This window comes from Croceitalea dokdonensis DOKDO 023 (genome assembly GCF_001306415.1).
In the GTDB taxonomy this organism is placed as follows: domain Bacteria; phylum Bacteroidota; class Bacteroidia; order Flavobacteriales; family Flavobacteriaceae; genus Croceitalea; species Croceitalea dokdonensis.
This window is the reverse complement of sequence record NZ_LDJX01000003.1, coordinates 38,401-52,142: the sequence shown is the minus strand read 5'-3', so window position 1 is coordinate 52,142 and position 13,742 is coordinate 38,401. Positions and strand designations below refer to the sequence as shown.

Here is a 13,742-nt window from a genome sequence, read left to right as displayed (position 1 = left end):
GTATGACCTGCGTCATTATTGAAGACCAAGTACCTGCACAACGTATTTTGCAGAAATACATAGAAGATGCGGAAACACTGGAGTTAAAGGCCACTTTTTCCAATGCCATGCAGGCCATGGATTTTTTAAAAACGGAAAGGGTAGATATCTTGTTTCTTGACATCCACTTACCTAAGCTTACGGGTATTGAATTCTTAAAATCTTTAAACGATAGGCCCCATATTATCTTGACCACGGCATTTTCTGAATATGCCCTGGAAAGTTATGAGCTACATGTGGTGGACTATTTGCTAAAACCCTTTTCTTTTCAGCGTTTCCTTACCGCTGTTGGCAAAGTTCAAAAAAGTAGTGGTTCCCATGCTTTGGCACCTATGCAAGGTACCAGCGCATTCTTTGTAAAATCTGGCCATGAATACCGTAAAATCAAGGTAAATGACATTAACTATATTCAATCCGATACCGATTATACCTTTATCTTCACCGGTAATACCAAGCACCTCTCAGCGGAGCGCCTAAAATATTGGGAAGACACTCTGGCCAAGCAGTCCTTTTTTAGAATACACAAGTCCTACCTCATCAATATCACAAAAATTTCAAGGTTTTTGGGCAATAGGGTGTATTTAGAAGATGGTACAGAGCTTCCTATTGGACGCTCCTATAAGGAGGCCTTTATGAAACAGGTGTTAAAGGACTGACCATTTTTGCCGTTGATCTTACCCCATCTTTTATTTTTAACACTTTCTTAGGGTCGTTCAAGGGCTTTGTTTTGGTGTTGGGGGATTATAATTTTTGGTTTCTCCGATTGTTCAGATTTTTGAAAAAAAATTGAATCTGCATGAGGCTTTTAGGGAACCTACGGTTTTATCTTATTTTGTGTTCATTGCTTACGGCACAAGCTTTTTCACAATCCAAAAGCATTGTAATATCTGGTACCGTAACGGAAAAAGGTAGCGGACAACCTCTGGAATACGCCACCTTTGTCTTACAGGATGCAGGCAACCCTGAAAACGTAACAGGGGCAATAACAGACCTAAAAGGAAAATTTAAGATTAGGACTACGGCAGGAACGTACATAAGCAGGATAGAGTACCTGAGCTATAAAACCCTGGAGTTCCCTGCTAGAACCTTTGATGCATCCATAAATCTTGGAAATTTAGAAATGGAGCCCGATGTAGCGCAACTAGAGGCTGTTGAGGTGGTTGCGGAGAGGACTTCCGTAGAAGTGCGCTTGGATAAAAAAATATATAACGTGGGGAAAGACCTCACAAATAGTGGGGCCACCATTAGTGATGCCCTTGATAACATCCCCTCCGTTACTGTAGACGTTGAAGGCGGTATAGCATTACGCGGTAACGATAATGTACGTATACTCATTAACGGAAGACCCTCTGCCCTTGCGGGATTTGGGTCTACCGATGCCCTACGGCAGCTTCCCGCAGACGCCATTGAGAAAGTGGAGGTCATCACGAGTCCTTCAGCGCGCTATGATGCAGAAGGTACGGCCGGTATCCTCAACATTGTATTAAAGAAGGATAAAACCAGGGGCTTTAACGGTGTCATTAATACGGTAGCCGGCACTCCAGATAGATTTAGCTTTACCCCAAACCTTAACTTTAGGACAGACAAATTCAACCTATTTACCACATTTGGATACAGTTACAGCACGCCCCCCGGAAATGCTTTTTTTGACAATACCTACCAACAGGGAACGTTTGACAGAATTACCGAGGAGCGCGATATTTCAAGGACCAATAGCGGTTTTAACGGTAATGTGGGATTTGAATATTTTCTAACCGAAAACTCCTCCATCACTGCCAGTGTCTTTGGGCGCCTAAATGATGGTGAGGACCTTACCGTGAACAATACCGTACGTTTTATCAATAGCGCTTTGGATAGCAGGACCATAAGGAGCGAGACGGAAGTTGAGGACGAAGCCTCCTACCAATTTTCGCTGAACTACATCAACAATTTTAATGATGAAGGGCAAGAACTGGCCGTGGACGTACAATATTCTTACGATGAAGAAATTAAACCTATTACCATTACGGAGCAGAACACCTTTCCCAATACGGAAACCGTAGGAGCAGAGAACATCTTGGAAACAGAGGAACAAAATGAATTTTTGATTCAGGTAGATTATGTACTGCCTATAGGAGATGCACAGTTTGAGGCAGGTTACCGCGGTAATTTTGAGGAGAACCAGACAAATTTTAATCTGGAGGAACTCAATTTGGCCACAGGTCAATTTGAGGCAAATTCTGGGCTTTCCAACCAATTTGTCTTTAACCAAAATGTAAATGCGATATATACACAATATGGCGACAAATTTGGAAACTTTAGCTTTTTGGCAGGATTACGCTTAGAAAACACCCAATTAACAGGTGAGGTCCTTGGTGCGGATACAGAAACCCTGGAAGAACTATTGGGGGAGGACGTAGCGCTTGAGTTTGATAAAAACTACCTCAACCTATTCCCCACATTAAACCTTACCTATGAGCTTAGGGAGAATGAGAACATTACACTAGGCTATAATCGCCGAATTAATAGGCCAAGAGGCTGGTTTATTAATCCATTCCCCTCCCGTAGCAGTAGAACCAATGTTTTTCAGGGGAATCCGGATTTAGATCCTGCCTTTGCGGATGCCTTTGATGTTGGTTATCTAAAACGATGGAAAAACCTCACCCTAACCTCATCCGTTTATTACCAGAAAGAGACCAATTCCTTTGAACGCATCCAAGAAGAGACCGGTGAGGTAACCTCTGATGGTATCGTGATCATCCGTTCACTGCCCATAAATCTTTCTACAAATGAACGGGTAGGCGCAGAGCTGGGTATTCTCTACAACCCCACAAAATGGTGGCGCATCAATACCAGTTTTAATTTCTTTGAATTTAATACAGAAGGCACCTTCCGAGGAACAGACTTTGGGGCAACCAACACAAGCTGGTTTTCACGATTGGGCTCAAAAATAAGCTTACCGGGGAAAATTGACTGGCAGACCAATGCTTTTTATCGAGGGCCTACTGAAAACGCTCAAACCAGAACCAAAGGTATATTCACTCTTAATCTAGCCTTTAGCAAGGATATTCTAAAGGACAATGGCACCATCGCCCTAAATGTGAGCGATCTATTGAATTCAAGAAAGCGTATCAGGAGCACGGAAACGCCATTCTTTAGTTCGGACAGCGAATTTCAGTGGCGAGAACGCCAAATTAACTTCTCCTTTGTATATCGCATCAACCAAAAGAAAAAACGAGATGGAGGTAACCGCGAAAGGGATGATGATGGTGGAGGGGAATATACCCCTTAGAACCTATCTTAAACCAGATGGTCATCCATGTGGCAATTATTCCAAAATCATTTCCCCACCATCACCAAAACTTAACAATAAATTGCCGCTATCCAACTGAAATGCAAACTGGGCAAAGGTGGTGTTTGGTACCTGTGCTTCGGTAATCGCAGCAAAAAAGGCAGCACCGAAGTTGGTGTCAAGTACCTCTGTGGAGCTAAAGGACAACATGGTCAAGGTAGTATTTTCAACCTCATAGGTGCCACTGAACTGGTTTACGGACGTACTGCCCGTAAAGGTACCATCATCCGCAAAATTTAAGGTAACCCTCTCATTGTCCAACGTTCGTTGGGTTAAGGTGGCGTTGGACACTTTGATTTCGGTAATTCTCCAATTGCCGCCAACAGGGGTCTGTACCGGTGCCTCATCCTCACTGCAGGACACGAAGACCAATAGCATTATAAAACAACATAGTTTAAGGGTTCTTGTTATCATCGCTATTTTTTTTAATTAATTAAAAGCCACTTTTACCAATTGCTTTTTGGATCCCCGTTTTGCGTAAAAAAGCATCTCATCCTCCTTTTTATCAATTAAGGGAATGGAAACCATCAGGGGCAACCTTGCTTCTTTGGCATCTATGATTTTTTCATAATCCATTTTTCCGTTAGCATCCAAGGATATAAGGAAGACATTACGGTTGCCGGAATACCCTTGCTTAAAAATTAAACGTTCCCCATTAATGAGCTGCGGATTCTCCGCCGCTGTACTCAAAAAGAAATAGGTAGACCCGTCCTTTACGTAAGAGCTGTAGGAAGCATAGGCGCCGTCTCCTTGGGTAACCTCTGCCTTTTTAATATTCCTTGCCCACAGCATATTGCCTTGTATGTCCAACTTTGCACTGACAATATCGTTGTGGTGAAAACGCTCCATACGGATGCGTTCCCCTGAACCTGTACGTTGGATGCTATTAGTCATAAAATACTCTTCTGCATTAAACAGTATTTCATTGTTATCCGTTAGGTACACGTTCTTAAAGACCAGGTTTTTTACGGCAATATCATCCTCTCCCCTACCAAATTTATCCTCCATAAATTGTGGGGTGAACGGGTTGTACCGTTTACGTTCTATGTCCAAGCTAATTGCATCTAGTTCAAAAAAAGAAAGTCCATTGTAGCGGTTGTCCTTCCGGTCCGCATAAAAGCCTACGAGATAAAGCCCGTTTTGCTTAAAGATGGGATATAAGGCTTCTGGATACTTGCCCTCATCATTAAATGATTGGGTTTTTGCCATACCGTCACCTATTTTAACAACTTCATACTGAAACTTGCGATCACCTGCCTGAAAGCGTTTTTTCTTAAAATATGCCTTACCTACGAGATACGCTTGATCCCTGCTTGGTGAAATGGCCAAACTTTCAAAAGCATAATTTTTCTCTTCAATGGCTGCTGAGAAATCATGCTCCCATTTTTTGTTTAAATCGTCATCGAACAAATGGATGGTATGTTTGTTCTCCTTGCCCTTTTTATGGTGTGTACTAATGATAAAACCAGATTTGGTCTCGTTCATCAACAAGGTGGTGGTGAAGCCCTTATTAAAGTCCCTATTATAATAATTTTTGCCAAACGCACCCTCTACTGCGGGTGTTTTGAACTTTAAGAGCTGTTTTTGCTTAAAGTCAAAATTAACCAGATTGGTCGTATGCGCTTGGTACTCGTAGAACCCAAGCTCAAAATTATACGTAAAGAACAATAGGCGTAACTGCCCATTTTTGATAAAACCATCTACAAACTGCAGTCCTTTAAGTTTGTAATTGTACTCTTTTACCAATTCTAGATCGCTATTGTAGTGTTCAATAAGATAGCCCCTTGGCTTTAGTATCAATCCCTGGTAATACGCCCGGACCAATACGTACCCACCATCATCATCATTATCGAGCGCCACTAAGTTGGAGTACCGGAAACGATCACTTATTTTTTCACTAAAATCATAGGAAACGGGCATTTTTTGGGCAAAAACGGTCATAGTAAGACCCAAAAAGGCCAGAAAGCATAAAAAGTTCTTCATTTTATCAGGTTTGGGGACCCTGACTACGACCCGGGAAAGTTTGCTTTTCGCTTCTCTAAAAAGGCAGTGGTTCCTTCCTTGAAATCGTTAGTGCCAAAACAAGCACCAAAAGCCTCAATCTCCGCGGCATAGCCATTGGTATTAAAGCTATAACCCGCATTTATGGCATTTATTGCGTGGGCAATGGCCACAGGGGAATTATTCGATATCTTGCTCGCCAACTTGGTACACAACGGCATTAAATCTTCCGGTTCTACCACATAGTTTACGAGACCGTAATCCAAGGCCTGTTCTGCACTGATCATACCTGCCGTCATGATCATTTCCATGGCCCTGCCCTTACCCACCAGCTGGGGAAGGCGCTGGGTGCCACCGTAGCCGGGGATAACCCCCAAGGACACCTCTGGCAATCCCATTTTGGCATTAGAACTGGCCACCCTAAAATGGCACGCCATGGCAAGTTCCAATCCACCACCCAATGCAAACCCGTTAACTGCTGCAATAACCGGTGTGGAAAGATGGGCAATAAAATCAAAGAGCAGCTCTTGCCCCTTTGCTGCCAAAACGCCTCCTTCCTTTTCTGAAAAGTGCGCAAATTCGGAAATATCCGCACCGGCAACAAAAGCTTTTTCCCCATTGCCAGTTATAATGATCGCTTTAATGTTCTTATCCGCGTCCAATTCCTTGAACGCCACATGAAGTTCCTCGATCGTTGCCTTGTTCAAGGCATTTAATTTTTTAGGGCGGTCTATGGTGATGGTTCCCAAGTTGCGCTCTTCTTCAATGTAGATGTTTTTATATTCCATAGGTTGAGAATTTAGAAGTTAAAAGTTAGCAAACCTTTTTCAAAGCAGTTGATCCATATTGGTTTTTTAAGTGTTATCTGCTGTGATGTATTGGGCACCGATCAAGACTTCCTACTCTTTGGGAAACTTGACGGTAAAAACAGTGCCTTTCCCAATTTGGGAGGTGAAATTAATACTGCCCCTGTAATTTTCAACAATGTTTTTAACCATCCCTAAACCAAGCCCCATACCACTGGTTTTGGTGGTAAACTTGGGCTCAAAAATCTTCTCTTTAAATTCGTCCGCAATCCCAACGCCATTATCCGCCACCGATATTTTTACATAGCTACCTTCGGAGGCCACAGTAACCAATATCCGTGGATACTGTTGATCACCCATGGCCTGTATGGCGTTCATCACCAGATTGGTGACGATCCTAATGAGTTGTGTCCGATCTAATTTGGCAATGATTTCCTCCTCATCCGCTATAAAATGGATATAGGGTTCATTAAAAATATCCAGTGCCAACTTACTAACATGGACCACATTCAAGGTTTCCTTTTGCTGGGCCGGCATATCTGCAAAATTGGAAAAGGCGGAGGCGATATTGCTCATGGTATCTATCTGTTGCACCAAGGTTTTTGAAAATTCTTGGATTTTTTCTTCGGCATTGGGGTCGTTAGGTTCAAATTTTCGTTCAAAACTTTGTACCGTCAACCGCATTGGTGTCAAGGGATTCTTTATTTCATGGGCCACTTGCTTGGCCATTTCACGCCACGCCTGCTCCCGTTCACTGCGTGCCAATTTAGCGGCACTTGCCTCCAACTCGTCTATCATCCCATTATAGGAGGAAATTAGCTTACCGATCTCCTCGGTAGGATTGTCAATCAATATCTTCTCATTCCTATGGGTGAGGTTGGTTTTGGTCATTTTATCGGACACCGTTTGCAGGGATCGGGTGATGTATTTAGAGATAAAGTAGGCCAGTACCACTGCGGCTATCAACATGAGCAGGTACACCCCTGCCAGCCTTACAAAAAATTCCCGCAATTCCATATCATTAAAAGAATTGTCCTCAAAATAGGGTAGATTTAAAATACCAATTGGTTTAAATTTAGGATCGTTAATGTATTTGTAGGTGGCCTGGTAATTATCACCGGCAGTACTTTTTTCTTCTACGTACCGCTTGTCCGGGCTGTTCAAAAGATTGTTCAGCACCTCTGCATCCAGGCAATTAGAAACAGAATCTGCTTCAAAGGCGGGCTTGGAGCTTTTGATCAGCTCCCCTTCTAGGTCATAAATATTAAAGTTGACGTTCTGTACATCCGCAATCTTATATATCTCATCCTTAAAAATATACTGAAGGTTTTCCGTACTGGGTTCATAGGTGGTCTCACGCAATACATAATTGATGCTTTGGATAATTTGCTCCTCTTTCCGTTCCAACCTATTCTCATGATAATCCTGTGACTGTTCTTTGTATTGGAACAAGGTGACCCCGGCAATCAATACCGATGCTATAAGCACCAACATGATCATGGTAAAAAATATCCGGGAACGAAGCGATTTACTCTTAAACAATACAGTTTATCCTTAGGACATTAAAGTTAACAATAATCGAACCAAATCGGGTATGGCTATGGATTTGAGTTTTAGATGTAAAGGGCAGTAAACGACCAAACCCCCTTTCCTCTGATACTTTACGGTATTCTTAAACGGTTTTTGGTTAAAGCATACACTAGAGCCCAGCACTACGCCTCTGGATTTTTGGTTCTGATCCTTTTGTATAATTTGATTCCAAGCATCAGCAAAATTCCAAGCACCACGATACCAATAAGGCCATAGACCCAGTTAAAGGCATTCTTTAATATCACCAAAAACACGATGGAGAACAGCACCAAGGTGGCAACCTCGTTCCAAATACGCATAAAGTTGGTGGTATAGTTAACCTCATCCCGTTGCAGTTGCCTAAACATCTGGTGGCACTTAAGATGGTATATAAAAAGTAACAACACAAAAGTCAGTTTTACGTGCATCCAAGGGTATTGGAGCCAGGACGGCATCACGATCAGTAACCAAATGGCAAAAAAGGTACATAAAATGGCAGAAGGCCAGGTAATGATGTACCACAAACGCTTGGTCATCAATTTTAACTGTTGGGTAAGGATTTCCTTTTCCGGTGATGGTTTTGCGTGGGCTTCTATATGATAGATAAACAGTCTGGGCACATAGAACAAGCCTGCAAACCAAGTCACCACAAAGATTAAATGAAGGGATTTGATATATGGGTAAATATCGGTCATTTGGTTGTTTATAGTTTAAGGTTAAGAAAATTTAAACTCAAGTCTTTTTTTATTTATTCCGTAATTTAAATATTCTTTTGAGTCTAATACTTACTGCTCACAACGTATAGCGTATGGCGTATGGCGTATAGCGTATAGCGTATAGCGTATAGCGTATAGCGTATAGCGTATAGCGTATAGCGTATAGCGAAAATCACAACTGTACTGCCCCGATACCTGCTGCCCACAACTTTTTATTGAGTTCTGGTATCTTATCATTTTTAAAGGCTTCTGCCCTTGCTTTTAAGCCTTTCCACTGTGCATCCAATTCTCTTCTACGATCTATGGAGGATTGGTTGATCCTTGGGATGGAACTATCGCTGGCATTGATTAAAAAAAGATATTCGGCCGTAAATTTATTGGGAAAATTTTCCACATCATCGTAAGCCTTGGATTTACGCTGTACCATATCATTGTCCCAAGCTTCCAATTGTACCAGAAGCCCTTTAGCCTCCTTTTTCAACAAACCCTCCGGTATTTTTTCTAACACTGTTTCCAATTGTTGTTTGGTCTTGTACAACTGGTTTACGGTTTGGTGCATTTCCGTTAAGGTCGCCTCCGTGGCCGTCATAAACGTGTCATAGGCCTTATACTGTCCCGGGGTGGTTTCATATAAGGGAACTTCTATTATACGGGCCTCGGTATCTACAGCAATACCCCCCGCTTTTAATTGGATTTTATAGCTTCCGGGAATGGCACGGTGGCCTTTATAATTGGCCTCAATGTAGGCTTCCGGGATACCTGGCATGGTTCTATGGTGCATATCCCATACAAAACGGTTGAGTCCCTTCTTCTTTGTTAGTACCGGTTGTGCAGATGGTCCACCATCATACTGCTTAAAGTTCTTATCTTTTTTGGAGGAATAGGAATTCACCAATTTTCCGTCCATATCCTTGATTTCCAAAGTAATATCCGTACTGTCCAAGGCGGGCAGCTCATAATACAAAACCACCCCATTGGCGGGATTTACCCCTGTAAATGGCTGTGAACCTTTAAAATTGGGGTTGTTGCCATTTAAAGCGCTGTACCAAGTGCCGTTATACGCTGGCTCCGGTGTGTAAAGCGTGACTTCATTTTTAGGCTTTGTGTAGGATTGCAACAATTTTAAATCATCCAAAATCCAAAAGGAACGGCCAGATGTTGCCACAATCAAGTCCCCCTGGTGCACTTTAAGGTCTAAAATGGGCGTTTTGGGGAGGTTAAGTTGAAAGGGCTCCCAGTCGTTTCCTCCGTTCCAAGAGATATATATGCCTTTTTCCGTACCCGCATATAAGAGGTTTTTCCTGTCTTTGTCTTCCCTGACCACCCTCGTAAAAGACCCCATGGGAATGCCATTACTGATGTTGGTCCAACTCTTTCCGTAGTTGGTAGACTTGTACAAAGCGGGCGTGTAGTCATTGAACTTGTACCGTGTAGTGGCCATATAGACCGTGGCTGGGTCATGGGGAGAAACTTCTAGGGCATTGACCAAACATTCCTCCAGTCCTTTTGGGGTGATGTTTTCCCAAGTGGCACCCCCATTCTTGGTGATGTGCACCAGACCGTCATCACTACCGGTATAAAACAACCCTTTTTCATGCGGAGATTCTATCATGTATGCTATGGTCCCATAGTTTTCTGCCCCCACGGCTTCATTGGTATACGGGCCACCCCCATTACCTTGTTTTTCATCTTGATCTCTAGTAAGGTCTGGTGAGATTTCCTCCCATGTTTTCCCCATGTCCCGAGTTCTCAGCACCAACTGTGCACAATGGTAAAACGTTCCGGGTTCATGTTGGGACCAAATTATGGGGGCGTTCCAATTGTAAAGGTATTTCATGTCCCTAGCCTGCCTTCCCAGGTATTGAATGGGTGCGGTCAAGATTTGGGTTGATGCTTTGGAATGGCTGTCTAAAAGGTTGATATTGCCCAAGTAGCTTCCCCCCATCACATATCTTGGGTTATCTGGGTCAAACGCCAAAAATGCACTTTCGCCCCCAGCGGAATAATCCCAATCCTGTCTTCCAATACTTCCGCGACCCAAGGAAAGACTGGCTATTCTTACCGAGGTATTGTCTTGTTGACCGCCATAAATATGGTAGGGAAAAAGATGGTCCGCATTGATGCGATAAAATTGCGCCGTGGGCATAATGTCCAGGGAAGACCAGGTTTTGGCGTTGTTAAAAGTGACCGCTGCCCCGCCATCATCGGCCAAAATCATGTTGTTGGAGTTGTCAGGATTGATCCAAAGATCATGATAATCCCCATGGGTACCGTTCATCACGGACCAGCTTTTTCCGCCATCAATGGATTTTAAGGCGGGTGCGCTCAACACATAGACCACATGCTCATTGTTGGGGTCGGCAAACACCTCCGTATAATACCACGCCCGTTGGGTCAACCTATTATCCCCACTAACCATGCTCCAACTTTCCCCAGCGTTATTGGATACAAAAAGACCTCCTTTATCAGCATTGGAATCGCTCTCTATGAGAGCATAGACTTTGTCTGAATTTGCCGGACTTACCGCAATTGCCATCTTTCCTTTTTCTTTGGGCAGGCCCTTTTCTATCTTTTTCCAATGTTCCCCACCGTCGGTAGACTTATAAACACCACTTCCTTGGCCACCACTGACCACCATTTCTGGTTTACGCTGGTGTTCCCACATGGTGGCATAAAGCACCTCGGGCACGTTGGTATCCATGGAAAGCTCGGAACAACCCGTAAGTTCATTCACGAACAGGACGTTTCTCCATGTTTTGCCCCCATCTGTTGTCTTAAAGATGCCGCGCTCCTTATTTGGCCCGTGCAAAGCACCCTGCGCAGCGACCAAAACAATATTGGGGTTGGAGGGATGTATCAGGATACGGGCAATATGTTGGGTTTCCTTAAGGCCAATATTCACCCAAGTCTTTCCGGCATCCGTAGATTTATAGACGCCATCCCCATAAGAGGTCATCACCCCCCGGGGAGCATGTTCACCCATGCCCACGTAAACGATATTGCTGTTGGAAGGTGCCACCGCAACCGCGCCAACGGAACCCATTTCAAAAAAACCATCCGATATATTGTTCCAATGTTGTCCCGCATCGGAGGTTTTCCAAAGGCCTCCCCCGGTAGTGCCCATGTAATAGGTCATGGCATCCCCCACAACGCCTGTTGCGCAGACGGATCTTCCCCCACGAAAGGGTCCAATATTTCGGTATTTTACCGGTGAAAAATAGTCGTTGGCCGTTTGGGCAAAAGCTCCCGTAAGGACAAACAACAAAGCAAAAAAGATTGATTTTTTCATTTTGGTGGTATTTCTATCGTTGGTTATACAATCCCCATTTTCTTAAGCAGAAAACTGGCATTCATGTTTTGACAAATCCCATCTTTAAAGGTATAATCAAAAAAGAGTTCGTCATTTTTAATCTGAGCATCAAAATAATGATTCTTTACCATTTTATAGCTATCAGCCACGGCACAAAGGCTCAAATCATGCGTTGCAATCAATCCTGTTGCTTGGAGTCCTAACAGTTTTTCAATGAATTTTTGGGAACCCTCGGCCTTATCCGTGCTATTGGTACCCTTTAATATTTCGTCCAAAATGATAAAATGTGGGGTGTCCGCAATGGTATCTATAATGTGTTTTAGTCGTTTTAGTTCGCTAAAAAAGTAGCTTTCGTCGTCCGTCAAACTATCTGTAGTGCGCATGCTTGATATCAGTTTGATAGGCCTATAGTTCACATCAATTGCACATACCGGCAGACCCACATTAGCCATGACCAGTTGTAGGCCAACAGCTCTCAAAAAGGTACTTTTCCCCGCCATATTGGCTCCAGTAATTATAAAAAACTCATCCCGGCCTATGGTGATATCATTGGCAACAGCAGTTTCTTTGGGCAGTAACGGATGTGCCAGACCTTTACTTACAAGGGTAGGCCCCTCATTCACAATTTTAGGATATACGTGATTTAGATGATTGAACGCATAATTAGCAAGGCTGTTGTAGGCATCAAAAAAGGCAATGGCATGGAACCAGCTGGGTACTTTAAGCCGATGTTCTTCAATCCAATTTTCAATCCCCTTGACTATATAGATATCCCTTAAAAAAAATCCATTGGCCACTATGCCTATAAGGATGTTATTCCGTTGGTCAAAAGCATCCAATAACTTTGAAAAACGTTGTAACACCCCAGAACTGGAACCTTCATCATTATGCACCAATTTTTTTTGTTCCGATAATAGCGCGCTTTGGAATTCCGACTTTTCCAACAATTGAAGTAAAGTGGCGTATTGCCTAAACGTGCTTTGGGCCTTGGTAACCTGTCCGGACAACTGATTGAACTTGGGTAAAAAACGCCCAGTAATCATTAATCCAAGCAAAAACACTCCAAAGACCAAATAACCCGATACCAAATCCTGAAAATAAAGGATCCAGACTACGATGGATAGTACAGAAAAACCGATACTGACCCAGCGTATCCCTTTTGGCAAAAAAGCCTTGTAGTCAGAGAGCCATGCTACTACAGTATCTGTATTTACCTCTGTTTTTACCAAGGAAGCAACTGCCGTGAAATGCTGCCGCCATTCGGGCTGTCCTGATAATTCCTGGATTGCCCGTTGTTTTCCCGGGATATCTTCAATAGTATTGGATAATAAGACATCCGACAATAAATCACTTCCGCTTTTTAAGACAGTCCTGTTGAGATATTGGTAAAAAGACCCTTTCCCGAACAGGTCAATATCTTGACTGTACCAATGCTGGTCGTTTGCATAATTTTTTCCATCCGGCAACGTATGAAAATCCCCCTCCAAAACCAATAATTCTGTCTGATTGGTTTTAACCAATGCTTTTTCCAGTGCTCTTTGGTACTTCACTTTTTGATATCGTACTACCAAAAAGACAAAAAGTGGGATAGCAATGGCGTTGCACACCAGAAGCAACTGGGTATTTCCCCAAAAGAAGTAGGTAGCGGCAACTAAACCCAGAAACACCAACAATCTGCAAAGCCCCAACCAGCGCATTACCGTGGTACGTTCCAAAACCGCTTTTTGGTGTTGGCTCAACTGCCCTTCGTAGAAGGATTTGGGGTCTTTGGGTTCACTCATGTTAACTGAAAACACAAACTTAAGTAAAACCTTTAGTCTTAAAGATGTATTTTTCTCTCGGACTTTAAATTGATGCAACATGTAACCACCCCCTAGCCCCTCCAAGGAGGGGAAATCTGTTTTAGCTAAAACTCGGGCTTTCATCCCCTCCGATTTTCCAAAATAATGTAGAAAATCACCTCCCCTTGA

Annotated in this window: 9 protein-coding genes; 2 read left to right on the top strand and 7 right to left on the bottom strand. The window is 43.1% G+C overall.

Annotated features, from left to right (window positions below; genetic code table 11):
• The first annotated feature begins 2 nt into the window (after positions 1-2).
• Positions 3-695 (top strand): LytR/AlgR family response regulator transcription factor, encoded by a 693-nt coding sequence (locus I595_RS07195; RefSeq protein WP_054558761.1) that lies wholly within the window; start codon positions 3-5, stop codon positions 693-695.
• Positions 696-835: 140 nt separating this feature from the next.
• The gene (locus tag I595_RS07190) at positions 836-3,310 is read left to right on the top strand and encodes a TonB-dependent receptor (RefSeq protein ID WP_054558760.1); all 2,475 of its coding nucleotides are present in this window, start codon (positions 836-838) and stop codon (positions 3,308-3,310) included.
• A 36-nt stretch (positions 3,311-3,346) separates the two neighbouring features.
• Here the strand turns inward: I595_RS07190 and I595_RS07185 are convergent, their stop codons facing one another.
• From I595_RS07185 to I595_RS07155, 7 genes are all read right to left on the bottom strand, one after another.
• Positions 3,347-3,784: an META domain-containing protein gene (locus tag I595_RS07185; RefSeq protein ID WP_083467520.1), complete on the bottom strand. Its 438-nt coding sequence runs from the start codon at positions 3,782-3,784 to the stop codon at positions 3,347-3,349.
• A 15-nt stretch (positions 3,785-3,799) separates the two neighbouring features.
• Entirely contained in the window at positions 3,800-5,353 is a 1,554-nt protein-coding gene (locus I595_RS07180) for a hypothetical protein (protein ID WP_054558758.1), read from the bottom strand.
• Between the two features lie 23 nt (positions 5,354-5,376).
• Positions 5,377-6,159: an enoyl-CoA hydratase/isomerase family protein gene (locus I595_RS07175; RefSeq protein WP_054558757.1), complete on the bottom strand. Its 783-nt coding sequence runs from the start codon at positions 6,157-6,159 to the stop codon at positions 5,377-5,379.
• Positions 6,160-6,270: 111 nt separating this feature from the next.
• Positions 6,271-7,677, bottom strand: coding sequence for a sensor histidine kinase (locus tag I595_RS07170; protein ID WP_054558756.1), 1,407 nt, complete (start codon positions 7,675-7,677; stop codon positions 6,271-6,273).
• A gap of 212 nt (positions 7,678-7,889) precedes the next feature.
• A complete protein-coding gene (locus tag I595_RS07165; RefSeq protein ID WP_054558755.1) occupies positions 7,890-8,441 on the bottom strand; it encodes a CopD family protein in 552 nt (183 codons plus the stop codon).
• Between the two features lie 193 nt (positions 8,442-8,634).
• Positions 8,635-11,751 (bottom strand): WD40/YVTN/BNR-like repeat-containing protein, encoded by a 3,117-nt coding sequence (locus I595_RS07160; protein WP_054558754.1) that lies wholly within the window; start codon positions 11,749-11,751, stop codon positions 8,635-8,637.
• 23 nt (positions 11,752-11,774) lie between these two features.
• Positions 11,775-13,697 carry a MutS-related protein gene (locus I595_RS07155; RefSeq protein WP_245628247.1) on the bottom strand — a complete coding sequence of 641 codons (1,923 nt, stop codon included), beginning with the start codon at positions 13,695-13,697 and terminating at the stop codon, positions 11,775-11,777.
• Between the last annotated feature and the right edge of the window lie 45 nt (positions 13,698-13,742).